The sequence below is a fragment of the Streptomyces sp. NPDC001858 genome, from assembly GCF_053594615.1.
The window spans coordinates 458,565-478,694 of record NZ_JBSFEV010000001.1 but is presented as its reverse complement, the minus strand read 5'-3'; the positions used below and the strand labels follow the sequence as shown (position 1 = coordinate 478,694).

General features: G+C 70.8%; 16 protein-coding genes. 4 read left to right on the top strand and 12 right to left on the bottom strand.

The window, feature by feature from the left end:
- Positions 1 to 53: 53 nt before the first annotated feature.
- The 7 genes from ACWCPF_RS02340 to ACWCPF_RS02310 all read right to left on the bottom strand — a co-directional run bounded on the left by ACWCPF_RS02340 (position 54) and on the right by ACWCPF_RS02310 (position 8,985).
- Positions 54 to 1,106, bottom strand: a complete 1,053-nt coding sequence (locus tag ACWCPF_RS02340; protein ID WP_451043059.1) for a BMP family lipoprotein — start codon at positions 1,104 to 1,106, stop codon at positions 54 to 56.
- A 232-nt stretch (positions 1,107 to 1,338) separates the two neighbouring features.
- Positions 1,339 to 2,409: a BMP family lipoprotein gene (locus ACWCPF_RS02335; RefSeq protein WP_451043058.1), complete on the bottom strand. Its 1,071-nt coding sequence runs from the start codon at positions 2,407 to 2,409 to the stop codon at positions 1,339 to 1,341.
- Between the two features lie 296 nt (positions 2,410 to 2,705).
- Positions 2,706 to 3,956, bottom strand: coding sequence for an amidohydrolase (locus ACWCPF_RS02330; RefSeq protein WP_451043118.1), 1,251 nt, complete (start codon positions 3,954 to 3,956; stop codon positions 2,706 to 2,708).
- Between the two features lie 333 nt (positions 3,957 to 4,289).
- On the bottom strand, positions 4,290 to 5,375 hold the full coding sequence (locus tag ACWCPF_RS02325; RefSeq protein ID WP_451043057.1) for a hypothetical protein: 1,086 nt from the start codon (positions 5,373 to 5,375) through the stop codon (positions 4,290 to 4,292).
- 67 nt (positions 5,376 to 5,442) lie between these two features.
- On the bottom strand, positions 5,443 to 6,381 hold the full coding sequence (locus tag ACWCPF_RS02320; protein ID WP_451043056.1) for an N-acetylneuraminate synthase family protein: 939 nt from the start codon (positions 6,379 to 6,381) through the stop codon (positions 5,443 to 5,445).
- Positions 6,382 to 6,394: 13 nt separating this feature from the next.
- Positions 6,395 to 7,612, bottom strand: a complete 1,218-nt coding sequence (locus ACWCPF_RS02315) for a cytidylyltransferase domain-containing protein (protein WP_451043055.1) — start codon at positions 7,610 to 7,612, stop codon at positions 6,395 to 6,397.
- 26 nt (positions 7,613 to 7,638) lie between these two features.
- Entirely contained in the window at positions 7,639 to 8,985 is a 1,347-nt protein-coding gene (locus ACWCPF_RS02310) for a DUF6716 putative glycosyltransferase (protein WP_451043054.1), read from the bottom strand.
- 197 nt (positions 8,986 to 9,182) lie between these two features.
- On the opposite strand from ACWCPF_RS02310, the gene ACWCPF_RS02305 reads away from it, so the two are divergent.
- The 3 genes from ACWCPF_RS02305 (at position 9,183) to ACWCPF_RS02295 (ending at position 12,943) form a co-directional block, all read left to right on the top strand.
- A complete protein-coding gene (locus ACWCPF_RS02305; protein ID WP_451043053.1) occupies positions 9,183 to 10,163 on the top strand; it encodes a glycosyltransferase family 2 protein in 981 nt (326 codons plus the stop codon).
- Positions 10,163 to 11,530 (top strand): polysialyltransferase family glycosyltransferase, encoded by a 1,368-nt coding sequence (locus ACWCPF_RS02300; protein ID WP_451043052.1) that lies wholly within the window; start codon positions 10,163 to 10,165, stop codon positions 11,528 to 11,530. Before ACWCPF_RS02305 ends, ACWCPF_RS02300 begins: the two co-directional genes overlap by 1 nt.
- Positions 11,531 to 11,701: 171 nt before the next feature.
- Positions 11,702 to 12,943, top strand: coding sequence for an acyltransferase family protein (locus ACWCPF_RS02295; protein ID WP_451043051.1), 1,242 nt, complete (start codon positions 11,702 to 11,704; stop codon positions 12,941 to 12,943).
- 73 nt (positions 12,944 to 13,016) lie between these two features.
- Here ACWCPF_RS02295 and ACWCPF_RS02290 read toward each other — a convergent pair whose 3' ends face one another.
- Together ACWCPF_RS02290 and ACWCPF_RS02285 are read right to left on the bottom strand one after the other, a co-directional pair.
- Positions 13,017 to 14,369 (bottom strand): alpha-2,8-polysialyltransferase family protein, encoded by a 1,353-nt coding sequence (locus tag ACWCPF_RS02290; RefSeq protein WP_451043050.1) that lies wholly within the window; start codon positions 14,367 to 14,369, stop codon positions 13,017 to 13,019.
- A complete protein-coding gene (locus ACWCPF_RS02285; RefSeq protein ID WP_451043049.1) occupies positions 14,366 to 15,349 on the bottom strand; it encodes a glycosyltransferase family 2 protein in 984 nt (327 codons plus the stop codon). The genes ACWCPF_RS02290 and ACWCPF_RS02285 overlap by 4 nt, the downstream gene beginning before the upstream one ends.
- A gap of 164 nt (positions 15,350 to 15,513) precedes the next feature.
- On the opposite strand from ACWCPF_RS02285, the gene ACWCPF_RS02280 reads away from it, so the two are divergent.
- Entirely contained in the window at positions 15,514 to 17,247 is a 1,734-nt protein-coding gene (locus ACWCPF_RS02280; protein WP_451043048.1) for a hypothetical protein, read from the top strand.
- Between the two features lie 143 nt (positions 17,248 to 17,390).
- Here ACWCPF_RS02280 and ACWCPF_RS02275 read toward each other — a convergent pair whose 3' ends face one another.
- Genes ACWCPF_RS02275 through ACWCPF_RS02265 form a run of 3 tightly spaced genes read right to left on the bottom strand, consistent with a single transcriptional unit; the run spans position 17,391 to position 20,120 of the window.
- A complete protein-coding gene (locus ACWCPF_RS02275) occupies positions 17,391 to 18,659 on the bottom strand; it encodes an NAD(P)/FAD-dependent oxidoreductase (RefSeq protein ID WP_451043047.1) in 1,269 nt (422 codons plus the stop codon).
- Entirely contained in the window at positions 18,656 to 19,072 is a 417-nt protein-coding gene (locus ACWCPF_RS02270) for a GtrA family protein (protein WP_451043046.1), read from the bottom strand. Before ACWCPF_RS02270 ends, ACWCPF_RS02275 begins: the two co-directional genes overlap by 4 nt.
- The gene (locus ACWCPF_RS02265; RefSeq protein ID WP_451043045.1) at positions 19,062 to 20,120 is read right to left on the bottom strand and encodes a glycosyltransferase family 2 protein; all 1,059 of its coding nucleotides are present in this window, start codon (positions 20,118 to 20,120) and stop codon (positions 19,062 to 19,064) included. Before ACWCPF_RS02265 ends, ACWCPF_RS02270 begins: the two co-directional genes overlap by 11 nt.
- Positions 20,121 to 20,130 lie beyond the last annotated feature (10 nt).

Genomic DNA, 20,130 nt, shown 5'->3' with positions numbered 1-20,130 from the left:
TGCCATTACAGCGCTTCTTCAGCCAAGGCCTGTGACAGCCTTCGACCGAGGAATCAGGAGGTCTTCACCGTGATGGTGCCGTTCTTGATGCCCTCTTCGGCCTTCTTGATCGCGGCCTGGATGTCGGCGTTGCTCGCGAAGGTCGGGTTGGAGTTCGACACGCTCACGCCGCCGTTGTCGAGCGAGCCGCGGATGACGCCGGTCTCCGGCTTGCCGTCCTTGACGGACTTGGCCAGCGTGTAGACCGCGCCCTCGACGTTCTTCATGGCCGAGGTCAGGATCGAGTCCTTGTACGCCTTCAGCGCGTCCTGCTTGTACTGGTCGGAGTCGACGCCGATCGCCCACACCTTGTTGGCGTTGGCGGCCTTGATGACGCCCTGGCCGGACAGACCGGCGGCGGCGTAGACGACGTCCGCGCCAGCGTCGATCTGGCCCTCGGCCGCGCTCTCGCCCTTGTCGGGGCTGGAGAAGCCGCCCTCGGCGGCGGTCTCGGTCAGGTACTGCGACTTGACCGTGACGCCCTTCTTGGTGTCCTCGACGCCCTGCTTGAAGCCGGCCTCGAACTTGTGGATCAGCGGCACGTCCACACCGCCGACGAAGCCGACGACATTGCTCTTGGTGGCCTTGGCGGCGGCGACGCCGGCCAGGTAGGAGGCCTGCTCCTCGTGGAAGACGAGGTCGGCCACGTTGTCGGCCTTGATCTGCTCGTCGTCGACGATGCCGAAGGTGGTCTTCGGGTACTTGGCCGCGACCTCCTTGACGGCCGGCGCGTAGGCGAAGCCGACGCCGATCACCGGGTTGTAGCCCTGCTTGGCGAGGCTCTCCAGGCGCTGCACCTTGTCGGCGTCCGACTCGCCGTCCTGCGGCTCGACGGCGGTGGACTTGTAGCCGAACTCCTGGTCGGCCTTGTCCAGGCCGGCCGTCGCGGCGTCGTTGAAGGACTGGTCGCCCTTGCCGCCGACGTCGTACGCGAGCGCGAGGCCCAGGTTCTTGTCGCTGCTGTCGGAGGAAGAGGACGACGTGGACGAGCTTCCACAAGCGGAAACGGTCACGGCGAGGGCTGCGGTGGCAACGCCCGCAACCGCGATTCGGGACACCCGGCGCATGGAACGAGACTCCTTAGTGCACGCGCCCAAACCAGGCGCTGGTTCCGCCGCAGCGTAACGCGCGTAGACCAGACGGAAAAACCCTTCTGTCCGGTCCGTTACCGAGCTGTGGCCACAGATGGAGTCCAGGTTACGGACAGCCGAACGCCCCTTGCGGGAGGCAAGGGGCGCATGGGCTGCGGTGACGCCCGTAAGGGCGTAGCCGGAGGTGGGTGGGGGCGGTTTCGGGTCGTTACTTGGTGTTGACCGTGACCGTGCCGTCGATGATGGCCTTCTTGGCCTTGTCGACCGCCGCGACGACGTCCGTCATCGCCTTGTACTTCGGGTTGGTGTCGGAGAAGCCGACGCCGTCGTTGGCGAGGCTGCCGCGGACCACGCCGGACAGCGGCTTGCCGTCGACGACGGACTTCACGAGGTCGTAGACCGCGCCGCCGACGTTCTTCAGCGCCGAGCCGAGGATGTAGTCCTTGTAGGCCGCCAGCGCGCTCTGGCTGTACTGGTCGGAGTCGACGCCGATGGCCCACACCTTCTTGGCCGCGGCCTCGGTGATGACGCCCTGACCGGAGAGGCCGGCCGCGTGGTAGATGACGTCGGCGCCCGCCTCGATCTGGCCGCTCGCCGCGGTCTTGCCCTTGTCGGGGCTGGAGAAGCCGCCTTCCTGGGCCGTCTCCGTCAGGTACTGCGACTCGACCTTGATGTTCGGGTTGACCGACTTGGCGCCCTGGACGTAGCCGGCCTCGAACTTGTGGATCAGCGGGATGTCCACGCCGCCGATGAAGCCGATGTGCGCCTTCTTGGAGACCTTGGCGGCGGCGACGCCGGCCAGGTAGGAGGCCTGCTCCTCGTGGAAGACCATGTCGGCGACGTTCTTGGCCAGCACCTGCTCGTCGTCGATGATCCCGAAGGTGATGTTCGGGAACTTGGCGGCGGCCTCCTTGACGGCGGGCGCGTAGGCGAAGCCGACGCCGATCACCGGGTTGTAGCCGGACTGGGCGAGCTGGCTCAGCCGCTGCACCTTGTCCGCGTCGGACTCGCCGTCCTGCGGCTCGACGTCCTGGCCGCCGATCTTGAATTCCTTCTGGGCCTTCTCGAAACCGGCGTAGGCGGCGTCGTTGAACGACTGGTCGCCCTTGCCGCCGATGTCGTACGCGAGACCGATGCCCTTGCCCGCGTACTTGCCGGACTCGGTGGCCTCGGCCTGGGCGTCGGACTTGGACTTGCCGCAGCCGGCGGCGGCCAGCGCGACGACCGCGACGGTCACCGCGGCCCGGGTGAATCTCGTCCTCCGAGATATCAGACGCATTGCAAGCACCCCTTCATCCCCACGGCGCCGGTACCGGCCCGCATTCCCCTTGGTTGCGCCGTTCCGGGAGGGCTCCCCAACAAGCCGTTCCAGGTGGGCGATTCCGGCGCACAGTAACGCGCGTAGAAGGGGAGGGGAACGGGGTTTCTCGCGGCCGTTATCGATTCGTGCCGCCGCCGGGTTACAAGCGCGTCCTCGGCGTTACGCGTGGGTGACACAGGGGGGCGAAGGGTTACCTTTCGGACACCCTCCGCCCCCCTGTGGCGCTCGCGGCTCGTGCGGCTCTTGCGGCTCGCTCAGCTCACGCGGGTCGTCGCGTCGAGCAGCGCGGCGGCCGTGAAGAGCTCCACGCCGACGGTGATCGCCGACTCGTCCGCGTCGAAGTCGCCCTGGTGCAGATCGCGCACGGTGCGCTCGCCGGGCGGGCGGACGCCGAGGCGGGCCATCGCGCCGGGCACCCGCTCCAGGTACCAGGAGAAGTCCTCGCCGCCCAGGCTCTGCTCGGTGGACTCCACGCCCGCCTCGCCGCGCCGGGCGACCATCGCGTCCCGCAGCAGCGCGGCGACCTCGGCGTCGTTGACGACCGGGGGGACGCCCCGCACATAGTTGATCTCGGACTTGGCGCGGTGCAGGTTGGCGACCTCGTCGATCGCGGCGACCACGATGTCCGGGGCCTGCCGCCATGCCTCGATGTCCAGGCAGCGGACGGTCCCGGAGAGCTCGGCGTGCTGCGGGATCACGTTGGGCGCGTGCCCGCTCTCGATGCGGCCCCAGGTGACGGCGAGGCCGGCGCGGGTGTCGACGCGCCGCCCGACCAGCGCGGGCACGTCGGTGACGACCCGGGCGACCGCCGTGACGAGGTCGGTGGTCAGATGCGGGCGGGCGGTGTGGCCGCCGGGGCCGTCCAGGGAGATCTCCAGCCGGTCGCAGGCGGAGGTGATCGCGCCCTCGCGCAGACCGATCCGCCCGGCGTCCACGCGCGGGTCGCAGTGCACGGCGATGATCCGGCCGACGCCGTCCAGCGCGCCGCACTCGATGGCGTCGGCGGCGCCGCCGGGCAGCACCTCCTCGGCGGGCTGGAAGATCAGCCGCACCGGGCGCGGCAGCCGGCCCTGCCGGTGCAGGTCCGCGAGGACGAGTCCGGCGCCCAGGACGACGGTGGTGTGCACGTCGTGGCCGCAGGCGTGGGCGCGGTCGGGGACGGTGGACCGGTAGGCGCACTCGGTCTTGGTGTCCGGGATGGGCAGCGCGTCGATGTCGGCGCGCAGGGCGAGGACGGGAACGCCGTCCGCGCGCGCGTCCACGGTTCCGATGTCACAGATGAGGCCGGTGCCGATGCCGAGTACGCGTGGCCGGAGCCCCGCCTTCTCGAGACGGGCCTTGATCGCGGCCGTCGTGCGGAACTCCTGGTTGCCGAGCTCGGGGTGCATGTGCAGGTCGCGGCGGAAGGCCACGAGTTCTGCGCGCAGCGCCTCCGGCAGGGTGCCTGGGAGCACACCGGGGAGCGTGTCTTCCCCGGAAGGATCGGCCTCGGACTCTCGGGACATCAGTTGCTTCACCCTCTGAAGGGTAGGACGCCGGGACGGTCGACCGACCTACGATCAACAAAAGTTCAACCCGTCAGGGGAAGAAAAGTTGATCGCGCGGCGCATGGCTGCTGTGGGCGGTGGGTAAACTCGGCCGGCTTTCCGGCAGCCGCCCACACTTCTTCCTTCCTTTCACGGATACCACGGACCACTCCTGGCACGCCGTGCCTGTCCACGTACCGGGACCGTGACCGGGGGCCGATCCCGGAATCATCACCCGCCCGCGGCCGTGCCGCCACGCAGCGCGACCCGTCGGGGGTCCCGGGGGCGACCCGTCGGGGTCCCGGGGCCGCGTCACATCGCGCTGACCGTCGCCAGTCGGTGGACGTCGCGCGCCGTTCCCGTCACGCCGGAGAGGAAGCCCTGGGCTCTCGGGGAGGCGTGCTCGGTGAGCCAGGCGGGGTCGATGTCGCAGACCGTGACGCGGACGTCGGTGCCGGAGAGGGCCAGGGGCAGGGTGTGCACGACCGTGGAGGGGAAGCTGAGGACCGTCCGGCCGATGGGGCCGCGGCGGGCGATCAGCTCCAGGGGAAGGTCCGGGCGGACGATCTCCAGGCCGGTCTCGACCGCCAGCCGGTGGAGTTTCTCCGTGCTCTCGCGGCGGTGCGCGAAGTAGCGGGTGACGCCGTGCGCCCCGGCCAGCGCGCGGACGGCCGCCAGGTAGTGGTCGGCGTCCACCACGCCGGTCTCGACCAGCGAGGTGCCGACCATGTCGGCGCCCTTCGTCACGCGCGGCGGGCCGAACCGGTCCCGGGTCCAGGCGAAGGAGTTGAAGTTCAGGGCGACGCCGGCGGGGGCCTCGGAGACGGGCATGGAGGAGAACACCTCGACGCCGCGGGCCGCGGTCGGGGTGAGGCGGCGGCGGGCCGCGGCGGAGACCGGGGCGAAGAGCAGGTCCCGCGGGCCGGAGCGGCCGCCCTTGCGGTGCCAGCGCACGAGTCGTTCGCCGCGGGCCAGTTGGCCGACGAACTCCATGGTGGCCGTGCCGTCGTCCACCACGACGAGTTCGCTCGCCCGGGTGATCGTCAGCAGGAGTTGGACGTAACGGGAGAACGGGTCGCCCATCACCATCCGTTCCGCGCGCAGCAGCAGCCGGGTGAGGCCGCCGATCGTGCGGAAGGGGGCCGCCGCGCCGCCGCGGGCTTCCTCCCAGCGGACGGTGTGCCCTTCCTGGCGGGCCAGTTCGGCCATGCGGCGCAGCTGGCCGCGGGTCATCGGGTCGGTCGGGGACAGGACGACGAGGGTGAACCCCGCGCCGGGCTCCGCCTGCCCCTGGAGTCTTCGGGCGTGCGCCCACTCCAGGACGTTCAGGAGCTGCACCGGGCTCTCGACGAAGGCGAGGGTGTGGGGGGTGCCGGTACTCCCGGCGCGGGGGATCATCGACGTACGACCGTCCGTCCGTAGGGCACTCGTAGCGGTACTCGGTACTCGGTACTCGGGGAGGGACTCAGACCGTGACCGGCTCGCCCGCGGCCGCGGCGATCTCGGCCTCGGCGACGACGCCGGAGACGCGGCGCAGCTTCTTCATGGGGGCCAGCTCGGAGTCGTAGACCTTCTTCACGCCGTCGCCGAGGGACGCCTCGATGGTGCGGATGTCGCGGACCAGGCGGGTCAGGCCGCCGGGCTCCACGGACGCCGCCTGGTCGGAGCCCCACATGGCGCGGTCGAGGGTGATGTGCCGCTCGACGAAGGAGGCGCCGAGGGCGACCGCGGCGAGCGTGGTCTGCAGGCCCGTCTCATGGCCGGAGTAGCCGATCGGGACGTTCGGGAACTCCTTCTCCAGCGTGTTGATCACGCGGAGGTTGAGCTCCTCGGCCTTCGCCGGGTAGGTCGAGGTGGCGTGGCACATGAGGATGTTGTCCGAGCCGAGGACCTCGACCGCGTGGCGGATCTGCTTCGGGGTGGACATGCCGGTGGAGAGGATGACCGAGCGGCCGGTGCCGCGCAGGGCGCGCAGCAGCTCGTCGTCGGTGAGGGAGGCGGAGGCGACCTTGTGCGCCGGGACGTCGAACTTCTCCAGGAAGGCGACCGCCTCGGTGTCCCACGGGGACGCGAACCACGCGATGCCCTTCTCCTGGCAGTACTCGTCGATCTTGCGGTACTCGTCCTCGCCGAACTCCACGCGGTGGCGGTAGTCGATGTACGTCATCCGGCCCCAGGGCGTGTCGCGCTCGATGTCCCACTGGTCGCGGGGGGTGCAGATCTCCGGGGTGCGCTTCTGGAACTTCACGGCGTCGCAGCCGGCCTCGGCTGCGGCGTCGATGAGCTTGAGGGCGTTCTCCAGCTCACCGTTGTGGTTGATGCCGATCTCGCCGCAGATGTAGACGGGGTGGCCGGGGCCGACCTCGCGCGAACCGAACGTACGCAGACGGGAGTTGGTACTCATCGCGGGGATTTCCTTACCTGGTGAGGGAATCGAGAGAGGGTCCGAGGATCCAGCCGGCGATCTCCCGGATCGCGCCGTCGCCACCGGGGAGGGTGGTGACCGCGCGTGCGGCGCCGCGTACGACGTCATGGGCGCTCGCGACCGCCACGGGCCAGCCGACGAGGGCGAAGCACGGGAGGTCGTTGACGTCGTTGCCGACGTAGAGCACGCGCTCCGGCGCGATGCCCTGCTCCTCGCACCACTGCTTCAGCGCGAGGTCCTTGCGGTCGATGCCGTGCAGGACCGGGAGCTTGAGCTTCCGGGCCCGCGCGGCGACGACCGGGTTCTGTTCCGTGGACAGGATCAGCATGTTCAGCCCGCTCCTGCGCAGGGCGGCGATGCCGAGTCCGTCGCCGCGGTGCACGGAGACGAACTCCTTTCCGTCGGAGTCGATCAGCACCCGGTCGTCGGTCTGGGTGCCGTCGAAGTCGAGGACGACCGCGTCGATGTCGTCGGCGGTCGGGAGGGCGCCGGGCAGGTCCGCGTCGAAGACCTGGGCCAGCGCCCGCGCCCGGGCGAGGTCGTGCGGGTCGTCGATCTCCAGCACTCGCGCGGGGTCGGTGCGGACCAGTTCGGTGCGGCCGAAGAAGCGGTGGCCGTGCTCGCGGAAGCCCTTGGTCCGCATGGCGTAGGCGGCGCCGGTCTCCAGGTAGTCCTGGGGACGGTCCTGGCGGCGAGGGCGGTAGGACTTGTCGTGGTTGACGCCGGTGCCGCCCTCGGCCGGCTGATCGGCGTCGCGCCACACGAAGCCGTGGAACGGCGCGACCGTCACCGCGGTGTCGGCGCCGTTCTCGACGACCGCCGCCGCGACCCCGTCGACGTCCTCGCGGACGAGGAACGGGCTGGTGCACTGCACGAGCAGGACGACGTCCACCGGGGCGCCGTGCAGCGCCTCGTGGACGTCGAGCGCGTGCGCGACGGCGGCCTCGGAGGTGGCGGTGTCCCCGGCGATGGCGGCCGGGCGCAGCACGACCTCGGCGCCGGCCTGGCGGGCGGCGGCCGCGATGGCCTGGTCGTCGGTGGAGACGACGACGTCCGTCACCAGCCGGGCGGCCAGGCACTCGCGGACCGCGCGCGCCACCAGCGGGATGCCGCCGACGGAGGCGAGGTTCTTCGCGGGGACGCCCTTGGAGCCGCCGCGCGCGGGGATCACGGCGAGCACCCGGCGTACCCCGGCCGCTGTGTCGAACATGGGCTGAACTCCTTGACTCGGGTTGCTCACAGCTCCCCCATCCGCCGGATCACCGGCGCCACGCGCTGCACGCCGTGCCGGTAGGCGCCGCGTGCGGCCCGGCGCACGATCTGGCGCACGGGGCCCGGCTCCCGGTCGGCGGCGGGGGCGCCGGGCAGCGGGGTGCCGTCGGGGCCGAGGTGGTGGCGGGCGAGGATGCCGGGCAGATAGCCGGAGGCGGTCGCGAGCGTGTAGTAGGGGGCGAGCGGGGGCAGACCGGAGGGCCGGTCCAGGAGCTTGGCGATGCGTTCGCGGGTTGCGTCGAAGGCGCGGTCGTAGGCGCCTGCCCCGGCGGGGCCGTCCCCGGCCGCGACGCCCTGGCGGGCCACCCACTCCTCGTCCGGGACGGGGCGGTGGCCGGCGTCGAGCCGGTCCCAGGAGGAGAGACAGCCGGAGCCGACGAAGTGGTGGTTGCCGAGCGCCTCGCGCACCCCGAGGTCGGTGAGGACCACGGTGGGGATCCGGCGGTGCAGGGACTCCAGGGCGGCCGTGGAGCTGACCGTGACCATGAGGTCGGTGCGGTCGAGGACCTCGCCCATGTTCCCGTACACCAGCCGGAAGTTGGCCGGTGCGTCGAGCTTCTGCGCCAGCTTCTGGTAGGGCAGTTCCTCGATGTGCGTGGTGTGCTCGCCGGGCCGGGAGCGCAGCTTCAGCAGCACCTCGCGCTCGGGGTGCAGCCGCGCGTGCCGCACGAGCCGTTCGAGGAGGTAGGCCCGGTCCCTGCGGTTCTCCGGCACGGACGGCTGGGCGGCGAAGACGACGGTGTAGGGGTCGTGTTCACCGGTGTACGGCGCGCCGCCCAGGAACGGCAGGGCCACCTCGGTCACCGCCGAGGCGTCGGCGCCGACCCCGTCGAACACGGCGCGGAACCGCTCCGCGTCCTGGCGGGAGTTGGCGAGCACGAGGTCCGCGCCGTGCCGCAGCAGCAGACCGTCGGCGAGCTTCTCGTAGACGACGCCGACGTACCCCGTGACGACCACCGGCCGCCGCTCGCGGTCCTCCCACACCCGCCTCAGGCCGTGCAGCATCGCCTGGACGCCGCCGCCGACGAGCGCGAGGACGAGGACGTCGTACTGCCGCGCCCCCTCCTCGCCCATGGCGCGCAGGAACTCGACCGCCGTCACCTCGCGCAGCGAGTCCGCGCGCACGCCGACCTCGGTGAGCTGCCGGGCGGTGGGCGTGGCCCGGCCGCGCAGCAGGAAGCCGTCGAGGACGAGGCCGGCCTGCGCACGGTCCGGCGCGATCCGGCCGGCGGTGAGGGCGCCCCATTTCCAGCGGGTGTCGGAGTCCGCGAGGACCGCGATCCGGAGGGGCTTCGCATTACTTGCTGGCACGGTGAAGACCGTAGAAAGGGAAATCCAGCCGCGTGCCAACCACAAGTCAACAATGAGTTAACAACACGTCACCGAATACCGAACCACCTGGCCATTGGCCGGGAATTAGATGTGATGCACCGTTCCGACACATCGAGTTCATACCCCATACCCCCGGGGGAAATATTTGCCGCCGGGCCGCGCCCTAGGGTTTCACTGTGCCAAAGCTCTCCGTCATCGTGCCGTTCTACAACGTGCAGCAATACGCGTCGGACACTCTTGTGAGTCTGCGTGCGAACACCCATGCGGACTTCGAGTTCATTCTGGTCGACGACTGCTCGACCGATGCGACGCCCGCCCTCCTGGAGCGCGCGGAGCGCGAACTGCCGGGCGCGGTGTACGTCAGACATGAGAAGAACGGGGGGCTGGCGACCGCCCGGAACACCGGCATCGACCGTGCGCGCGGCGAGTACCTGACCTTCCTGGACGGAGACGACTGGCTCGCTCCGGGCTATTTTCCGCGACTCCTGGCCGCCATCGAGGAGTTGGGCTGCGATTTCGTCCGCACCGACCATGTGCAGTGCACCGGTCGGGCCCGGGCCGTCCACCGTGTCCCGCACGGCCGGCGCGGGACGGTGCTGAGCCCGCGCTCCGCGATCCTGCCGGCCGACCGGTCGACGTCGGTGGACTACGCCTACGCCTGGGCGGGTGTATACCATCGCCGGCTGGTCGACCGCGGGCTGCTGCACTTCACCGACGGACTGCGGACGGCCGAGGACCGGCCGTGGATCTGGAAGCTGCACCGGGAGGCGGAATCCTTCGCCGTGGTCGGGCTGTTGGGCGTCTATTACCGGCGGGGCGTGACTTCGTCGCTCACGCAGATCGGCGATGTGCGACAACTGGATTTCGTGCGCGCATTCGACCAGGTGATCGAGGAAACAGCACGTGACCCCGAGGCGGACACGTTGTTGCCGAAAGCGGTGCGCACCTATTGCGCGGTCATGACGCATCATCTCGGCACGATCGAGAGGTTCGAACCCGCCGTGGCCCGCACACTGCGTTCGCTGTGCGCCGCCGCCCTGAAGAGAATGCCGCAGGACGTGCTCGCGGAGGTCATGGACTCGATGGACGTACAACGGGCGGGCGTGCTGCGGCGCGTGCGGCGCAGGCCGTCGACGGCGCGGGCGGTGGCGCTCTGATGGCGCGCACCACCCGGATCTTCTGCGTCACGAGCCTGTTCGGCGCCGCGACCCTGGCCGCCGCCCTCGACGCCGGGCTCTTCGAGCCGACCGACCGCCGGCTGCTGCTGGTCGCCGACACCGCGGCCAACCCCGAGACCACCCCGTCCGTCCACGCGATGCCGGGCTTCGCCCGGATCCGGGAGCGCTTCGACGAGGTGCTGTCCTGGAACGGGACCATCGCCCCGTTCCACCCCGGCGGCTGGTCCCCGCGCGGCGACGACATCCCAATGTGGGAACGGCACCTACGGCTGCTGTGGGACCTCGGCGACGACGAGGTGCGGCTGGCCGTGGAGTCCGTTCACCTCAACCCGGCGCTGGCGCTGTGCCAGTTGTTCACCGGGGCGCCCGTCGACGTCTACGCAGGCGGCCTGATGAGCTACGGGCCGACCCGCGACAAGATCGACCCGCTGGTCGGCACCCGCGTCGACCGGCTGCTGCACCTCGATCTCGTCCCGGGGCTCACCCCGCTGCTGCTCACCGAGTACGGGGTGCCGCCGGTGCCGGTGCCGTCCGAGGCTTTCCTGAAGGTGCTGGAGGAACTGGCCGACGGCGAGGCGGAGTCGGCCACCGAGGCGGGGCAAGGGGAGCGGGGGCGGCCGGCGCTGCTGCTCGGGCAGTGCCTCTCGGAGCTCGGCGTCGTCGGCGCCGCCCAGGAGGAGGACCTGTACCTGGGCATGGTGCGCGGGGCCGTGGCTCTCGGGCACCGCACGCTCGTCTTCAAACCGCATCCCACGGCGCCCGTCCGCTGGTCCCGGCGGCTGGAGGACGAGGCGCGCGGCCTGGGCGCCGAACTCACCGTCCTCGACCGGCCGGTCCTCGCGGAGGTGGCCTACCAGCGGCTGCGGCCCGCGCTCGTCGTCGGCTGCTTCTCCACCGCGCTGCTCACCGCCGCCGCTCTGTACGGCCTCCCGGTGGCCCGGTCCGGCACCGACACCGTGCTGGCCGGGATCGCGCCGTACCAGAACAGCGAGCGGGTGCCGGTCACCCTCGTCGACGCGGCGCTGCCGGAGCTGGCGGACGGGTCGGCGGTGGAGGGCTGGAGCATGCCCCCGGCGGAGCGGATCGCGGAGCTGGAGCTGCTCCTGAAGGCGGTCGGCTTCGCGATGCAGCCCAGGATCCACCCGGGGCTGCGGGGCGAGGCGGAGCGCTACCTCGCCACCCGGCTGAACCCGCACACCTGGCGCTACTTCAAGCGACGGCGCCTGGCGGCCCTGGCCCTGCCCGGCGCCGTACCGGCCCAGCTCGCGTTCCTCCCCCGCAACGCGGCCGTACGCCGACTCGCACGCCGGGCGCGGGCCCTGAAGCGGGTGACCGGCAAACCGTAGGGGCGGGCGGCGGGGTGGCGGGGCGGGGGCCGCGGGGCACGGGGTTCATCGGATCGAAACCTGCGCGCTGCCCCCGGGTCAGCCGCTCCACACCGGTCACTCGCGGGACGTCCGTAGCGTCCGAACACATTTCCAGATCGGCTCCCTCGGCAACAACGGAAGGTCCTCAGGATGAGCGCGGCTGACCAGGCCACGACACCGGTACCGGCACCCGCGGCGGCACCAGCAGCGGCACCGGAACAGACACCGGAACCGGAACCGGCATCGGCACCGGCACCGGCACCGGCACCGGCACCGGCATCCCGGCTGAAACTCTCCCTGCCCGACCGGACCGAGGTCCGGCCCCGGGCGGAGAACCGGCTGCGCGCCCTGGACGGTCTGCGTCTGCTGGCGGCCCTGATGGTCTGCTTCTACCACTACGCCGGCAAGAACGGCGAGGTCGCGTCGTCCTGGCACCAGTCCCCCGCCGACAAGTTCCCCACGCTGTCCCAGCTGGCCACCTACGGCAGCCTGGGCGTGCAGTTCTTCTTCCTGATCAGCGGCTTCGTGATCTGCATGAGCAGCTGGGGCAAGAGCATGGGCGACTTCTTCCGCTCCCGGGTCTCCCGCCTCTACCCGGCGTACTGGGCCGCGATAGTCCTGGTCACCGCCGCCTGCTTCGTCGCGCCGGCGGTCTCCGCGCCGCTGCGCTCGGACGAGGTGCTGGTCAACTTCACCATGCTGCAGCAGCCGATGGGCGTGCCCCGGGTGCTGGGCGTCGACTGGACGCTCTGGGTGGAGGTGCGCTTCTACGCCCTGTTCGCGCTGTTCGTGGTCTGGAAGGGCGTCACCTACCGGCGCGTGGTCATGTTCTGCATCCTGTGGACGCTGGCCGGCGTCTTCGCCCGGGTCGCCGACCACCCGCTGACCGACCAGCTGGTGATGCGCGACCACGCGCCGTACTTCATCGGCGGCCTCGCCCTCTACCTGATCTACCGCTTCGGCAGCGACCTGCTGCTGTGGGGCATCGTGGTGTTCAGCTTCCTGCTGGGCCAGCGCTACTCGGTCACGGCCCTGTGGCACCCCGGTCCGCAGGGCGCCTTCCACCGCGACCCGCATGTCATCGAGCTGATCGTCCTCGTCGCCTTCATCGCCGTCGCCGCGGTGGCCCTGGGCTGGACGAGCAAGGCGAACTGGCCCTGGCTGACGGTCGCCGGGGCGCTGACGTACCCCTTCTATCTGATCCACGAGCACCTGGGCTGGTTCTTCATCCGGGTGCTGTACCGCGAGTTCGGCCTGAACCCGTATCTGACGATCGCCACGACGATCCTGTCCATGCTGGGAATCGCCTATCTGCTGCACCGGTTCGTGGAGAAGCCGTTCGGCCCCCGACTGAAGAAGGCACTGGCCACACAGCCCGCACACCGCGCCTGAGCGACCACCCGAAACACGGCGACGACGAAGCCCCGCGCCCCTTCTAGGGACGCGGGGCTTCGTGGTGTCGGTGTCAGGCCTGGCGTGCCGTCGTCGTGGAGCGGATCCGGCGTACCGCCCGGCGGACCGCCGGATGCCGGCGCAGTGCCTCCGCGCGGATCGGGGCGCCGCCGGGCAGCCGCAGGCTGGTCAGGCGGCGGCGCTTGAAGTAGCGCTGGTGCTCGGCCAGATGCTCGGTGAGCCAGGCCGCCGTCTCCTCGCGCAGGGCGTGGTACTTGCGGGACTGCATGCAGTACCCCACGGCCCGCACCAGGGGCGCCAACTCCACTGTCGCTCCCGCAAGTTCGAGCGGGGCGCCGAGCTCCGCGCGCTCCGCGTCGGGCAGCGCCGCGTCGATGACGGTGAGCGGGACGCGGTTGCTGTTCTCGTACGGCGTGATGCGGTCCAGGAGCAGCTCCGTGCCGACGCGGGCGACCGGGATGCCGTAGAAGGCGGCGGCGGTCATCAGGGCCGTGGAGAAGCAGCCGATGACGAGCTTCGGCTTCAGGAACGCGAAGACCGTCTCGGCGAGGACCGGCTCGTTGAGCACCGTGAGCCGTACGCCGAGTTCCTTCGCGACCGCCTCCAGCGCGTCGTTGAAGACGGCGGGGGCGCTCGGGTGCGGCTTGAACAGCACGTCCTCGTGGCCCGCGCGGGCCGCGGCCCGCAGCATCCGGACGTGCAGCTGCTCCTCCTCGTCCTGGGTGATCAGGTCGATGGCGGAGAGGTACTGGCCGAGGAGGACGGCGGTGGGCGGGTGGTCGGCGGGGAGGCGCTCGGCGAGGAGGCCGGCCCCGGACTCGCCGAGCTGCGCGAGGACGTCCACCATGGCCTCGCCCGGCACGGCCTCGGGCTCGACGCCGTACTCGGACAGCAGCATGGGCTTGAGGCCCGGCACCAGGTCGAGGTGCAGGACGCGCTTGATGCGGCTGCTCATGCCGTGCGGGATGCGGTTGCGGGTGGGGCCGTAGCTCATCAGGCCGTCCGCGTACACATGGATGGGGCTGTCGGCGAAGATGTCGGCGACCGCGCGGGAGGGGTTGGCCTGGATGGACTCGCAGGCGATCTCGACGGGTTCGTCGCCCAGGTCCCAGGCCAGCCGGACGGCCTTCTCCCACAGCTGGGCGTCCTGGGCGCGCGGGGACCAGCCGACCGGGTGGTGCGGGGAGATGAACTCGTTCCACGAGTGCACCGCGTCGAACACGGGGCGCAGCTTCTCGAAGCCGGCCATCCGGTCCAGCGGGGTGCCGACCTCGGGGACCGAGGCGGTGTTGCTGACGACGAGGATGCGGCGCACGCCCTCGCGCGGCCCGAACTGGCCGGCGCGGATCGCGGCGGTGACGGTCGCGGCCGCGTACTGGGTGGCCGAGAAGAAGAGCTGGATCATGCCGCCACTCCCTTGAGGCCGCCCCGGACCCGGCGCAGCAGGTCGACGCGTTCCTCGCCCATCCCCACCACGGCCTCGCCCAGTTCGGCCTCGCTCATCGCGCCGAGCGCGTCGGCCGCCATCCGCTTCAGCTGCGCGGCCACGCTGCGCTCGAACCGGTGCCGGTCGAGGAGTTGGTGGGCGATGACGACGCAGTAGTTGCGCAGGGCCTTCGTGCGCAGCCTGGCCGCCTCGGGGTCGTCGGCGAGTTCGGCGAGGACGAGGTCGAAGGAGCGGAAGAAGTCCAGTTGGCGCACATCGCCGATCTGGGTGAGCGAACTGGCGATCCCCCGGCGGTAGAAGACCCCGTGCAGGCCGGCGACGACATAGGACTCGGCCCTGCGGTGCAGGTCCCAGATCCACGGGCGGTCCTCGGCGGTGCGCAGCCCGTCGTGAAAGCGCAGCAGGCCCCGGTCGAGGAGGCGGCGGTGGTACACCCCGGCCCAGGCGTACGGGTAGTCGACCATCGTGGTGTCGTCGACGGGCAGGATCGAGCCGCGCGGGTCGAGCGGGGTGTGGCGGCGGCCCTCGGGCGCCCGGTGGACGGCCCGCTCGACTCCGGTGACCTGTACGTGGTCGACGCGGACGAAGTCGACGTCGAACCGCTCGATGACGTCGACCAGTCGGGTCAGATAGCCGGGCGCGAGCCAGTCGTCGCCGTCGAGGAAGGTGAGGTAGCGGCCTTCCGCGGCGTCGATGCCGGTGTTGCGCGCGGTCGCCAGTCCGCCGTTGCGCTCGTGCCGGATCACCCGGCTGTTCCCGAGCCGCTCCGTGAGGGAGAGGAGTGCCTCGTAGGTCTTGTCCTTGGTTGACCTGTCCTCGACGAAGATGAACTCGAAGTCGTCCCGTGCGTTGTTGACCAGGCTGGTCACGGTCTCGGCAATGTACGACTCGATGTTGTAGCAGGGGACGACGACGGACAGGGTCGGTGTGTTGGCCACGTGTGCGCACCTGGATTCTCAGCGGAAAGTCAAGAGATCTTAAGAAATCTGGATCTGCATTCGTGTGTCCCGTCATCGACATTCAGGTGAATTCGGTGTGACAAGCCCTCCGCCTGTTTAGACACCCCCCTATTCTCTCAAAGCACAATGCTAGGTTCGCGCACGTGACCGAAATATCCACCTCGACTCCACCGGCCGCACAACGCGGTCCGAGTCCGCGCGGACCGGCTTCCCGCCGACTGCGCCTCACCTCTCCCGCGGGGTGGACGACCGCCCTCACCGCCGCCGGACTGCTGATCTACACGACGCTCACCGCCGGTGTCTTTCTCGACCTCCGTTATGTGCTCGCCGCCCTGCGCACCACGGGAAAAAGCGGCCTGTCCCCCTCCGAGGTCTTCGCTCACCGGCCTTTCTTCTACCGCTGGCTGCTGGCCGCGCTGGACTCCGCCACCGGCGGCTCGAACGCGGTGCGCGAAGCGACCCTGCGGCTCTTCGGCCTCGCCCTGTGCGCGGCCGCCGGTGTGCTGCTGCACCGGGCCCTGCGCCGCCGGATGCCCGAGCGGGACGCGCTGCTCGTCGCCGGGGCCACCGCCCTGGCGACGGCGTTCGCGCCGGTCATCGACTACATGCAGCCGGAGTGGTTCGCGATCGTCTTCGCGCTGCTCGCCGTCGCCGCCGCGCTCGGTCCCGGCAACCGCCGGCAGGCCGTCGCGCTCGCCGCGCTGCCGCTCGGTCTCGCCGTCCTGATGAAGTACTCCACCGCGGGCACCGCCGCGATGGCGCTCGTCGTCGTCTTCGCCGTGGACCGTATACGCGGTCTGCTGCTCGCCGCCGCGACCGCCGTCGCCACCGGCCTGCTGTTCGCGGTCAGCGCCTGGTCGGGCTCGCGCGAGCTGCAGTGGCTGCGCGACATGCCGCACATCAACGCGCACGCCTGGGGCAAGGATCCGCTCGTCGTCTCCGACCTGCTGCAGCGGACCGCGTCCTACGTGGGCGACCGGATGGCGCTCACGCCGGTCCTCGCGCTGCTGCCCGGGGCGCTGCTGCTGTTCGCCGCCACCCTCGCCACGCGCCGGCAGCGCGTCGAGGCCGTGGTCACCGTCGTGCTGCTCGTGTTCATCGGCGTGGCCGTCGTGGTCTATCAGGGCAACTGGTTCGCGTACCACGGCGAGAGCCTGGTGGCGGTGGCCGCGGCCCTGACCGGGCTCGCGATCGGCCGCTGGTACGGACGCCACGGCAGGCCCCCGCTCTGCCTGACCGCGCTCGCCCTGCTGTACGGGGTCGGGACCCCGCTGCTCGCCCAGGTCCGCGCGGACGTCGACGTGGACGTGATCGCCTGGCTCGCCTCGGCCGCGGCCCTGCTCGCCGGTGCGGTGGACCTGTGGTGGGTGCGCGCGCCGCGGCCGCGCGCGGTGCGCCTTCCGGTCGCGCTGCCCGTCCTCGCGCTCGTGGTGTGCCTGGCGGCGACCGTGTGGCCCACGTCCGGGGTGCGGGTGATCCTCGGGCGCATCGTCACGACCAACGCCGAGCTCAAGGTGCAGGCGCGGTCGGCCGAGGCCGCCGCCGAGCAGGTGCGGGCCGAGCTCCCGGCCGGGGCGCCGGTGCTGTACCTGACCTTCGGCCAGCAGGCCTACTACATCGACCACCCGACCGCCTGCCGGTACCCCTTCCCCACCTTCTTCAACGTGCCCAAGCAGCTCACCGACGTCCCCTCGCTGACGTCGACCCGGGAGAACGTGCGCTGCATCACGCAGGACCACCCGGCCGAGTACGCCGTGTACCAGCCCAGTTGGCTGTCGCTGGGGGTGATCGATCCGCGGATCGCGGCGGACATCCGTCGTACGTACGACTGCCCCAAGCCGGAGGGACGGCAGCTGGTGGTGTGCAGGCTGCGCTGACGACGCGGGTGCGGCGGCGGCACGCGAAGGCCCCGGCGGTGAACGCACCGCCGGGGCCGACTCGTCTCGGCGTCCGTCAGACCTCGGTCGGACCTCGTCCGTCGGACCGCGTATGTCAGACCTCGTCCGTCGGGCCTCGTCCGTCAGACCGCACCGGCGATCCGGGCCGCCTTGTGGCCCAGTTCGACCGAATAGCTCTGCCCCCGGTCCTGCGGGTAGATCTGCGACATGGTCGCGAGCGTGACCCGGCTGAGGTGGGTGCCGTGGCCGGGGATCAGCGCCTTGTACTCGGGCGTGACCACGGGCTGGGCGAAGGGCGCCCGGGAGAAGTGCCAGTCCTGGATCCAGGAGCGGTCGAACTGCGGGTTCAGCCGCTGGAGATACGGCAGATACCGGTCCAGCAGCTCGGCCGGGTCGGTGGTGAAGCGCCAGTCGTCGCGCTCGACGTAGTTGCCCACGTAGAGGATGTGCCGGCCGCCGTACTGGGCGCGGTCGATCATCTGCGTGTGCTCGACGACCGCGAGGAACGGGAAGTCGGGCTCGTTGATGTTGAGCCAGTAGTACGGGATGGCGCTGCGGTCCAGCTCCAGGACGAAGCAGGTCGCGCCCAGGTACTGGTTGCGCCAGACGGCGTCGTCGGCCGGCACGTCGGCGGCCTTGGCGAAGGCGGGCTGCGGGGTGGTGACGATCAGCTGGTCGAAGCTGTACGAGGCGCCGTCGGCGGTGCGCACGGTGACCGGCCCGTCCGCGCCGTCCTGCCGGATCGTGTCCATCCGCTTGCCGAACTCGACCTTGCCGCCGCGCTCGGCGATCCGGTCGCGCAGGGTCGCGTACACGCGCTCGAACCCGCCGTCCAGATAGCCCAGTTCGAAGGTGCGGCAGTGCACCCGCGCCCACAGCCAGGCCATGGAGACCTGGTCGGCGCGGTCGCCGAACTTGCCCCGCAGCAGCGGCTCCCAGACGGCCTCGGTGGCGCGCCGCCCGGCCCACTTGCGCACCCAGGCGAGCGCGGTGCGGTCGTTGAACTTCTCGCCGTCGCGGACCACCTTCAGCCAGGCCGACGACAGCCCGAAGCGGATGCCGGCGGGCAGGCCGTACAGCGGGGAGGTCAGCATTTCCAGCGGTGTGCTGAAAGGGTGCATCCGGCCGCCCCGGTACACACCGGTGGTGGTCTTGTGGAAGCGCAGATCGCCGCCGAGGCCCAGTTCCTCGATCAGCTCGATCATCTGGCGGTCGCTGCGGAAGATGTGGTGGTAGTAGCGCTCCAGCGGCACTCCCCCGACGGGGATCGACGCGGCGAGCCCGCCGAGTTCGTCGGCGGCCTCCAGGACGGTGACCGCGTGGCCCTGCTTGACCGCGTCGTACGCGGCGGTGAGGCCGGTCGCGCCCGCGCCGATGACGCCGAGATTCATGCGAAACTCCACTTTCTGTTGAGCACGAACTGGAGGGCCAGGACCAGCGGCAGCGAGCCGGCCTTCACCAGGTTCGGGTCGATGCCGAGCCCGCGGGAGAACACCGCGAACAGCACGAACGTCAAAGTGATGCCGGTCAGGCCGACGGCGTAGAAGCGCAGGTAGCGCAGCAGCAGCCGGTCCCGCTTGTCGAAGGTGAACAGGGCGTTCAGGACGAAGTTGTTGGTGATGCCGAGGCTGGTGGAGAGCACGTTGGCCACCTGCTCGTGCATCCCGGCCACGTTGTAGAGCAGCAGGAACGCGCCCATGTCGAGCAGGACTCCGCTGCCGCCGACCAGCGCGTAGGTGATCAGCTGCCGCAGGTCACGGGTGCGGGCCTGGGTCCGGGCGCCCTCCAGGGAGTCAGTCGCCATGGCCGCCGCTGCGGGCGTGGGCGGGGTCGGCGTCGGCGTCCGTGTCCGTGTCGGCGTCCGACTCGTAGGCGATGACCTGCCGCACGGTGTACAGGGGCCGGCCCTGCACCTCGTTGTAGGTGCGCCCGATGTAGCTGCCCAGCACGCCGAGCGACAGCATCTGCACTCCGCCGAGGAACAGGACGACCACCATCAGCATCGTCCAGCCGGAGACCGTGATCTCCGGCCGCAGCACCTTCATGGCGAGCGCGTAGACGATGCCGACGAGCGAGAAGGCGAGCACCGCGAAGCCCAGCTTGGTGATCATCCGCAGGGGCGCGGTGGAGAAGCCGGTCAGCCCGTCGATGGCGAGGCGCGCCATCTTCTTCAGCGGGTACTTGGTCTCGCCGGCGAACCGCTCGTCGCGGTCGAAGTGCACCTCGCTCTGCCGGAAGCCGATCGAGGCGACCATGCCGCGCACGAACCGGCTGCGCTCGCGGAAGCGCCGCAGTTCGTCGGCGGCGCGCCGGTCCATCAGCCGGAAGTCGCCGGTGTCGACCGGGATCTCCACCTCGGTGGAGGACCGCAGCAGCCGGTAGAAGGCGTGCGCGGTGGTCTTCTTGAAGAACGAGTCCTGCCGGCTGCGCCGCCGGGCGTGCACGATCTCCGCGCCCTCCCGCCAGGCGTCGATCAGCTCCAGGCTGACCTTCGGCGGATCCTGGAGGTCGGTGTCCATGACGATCACGGCGTCGCCGCGCGCCACGTCGATACCGGCCGTGATGGCCATCTGGTGCCCGAAGTTGCGCGCGAAGTCGACGATCCGCACGCGCGGGTCGTTCTTCGCGATGTCTTCGAGGATGGGCAGGGTGCCATCGGCGGAGCCGTCGTTGACGTACACCAACTCATAGGTGAACTCCGTGCGTTCACCAAGTGCCGCCACGAGTTCCTCGTGGAAGTGACGGATCCCGTCCTGCTCGTTGAAGACGGGCAATACATATGAGACGAGTGCGGCGCCGCCACGCTGGCGCGGCACATGCGCCCCTTGCACCCGGCTGTCTATGTCTGGCATTCGGCGAACG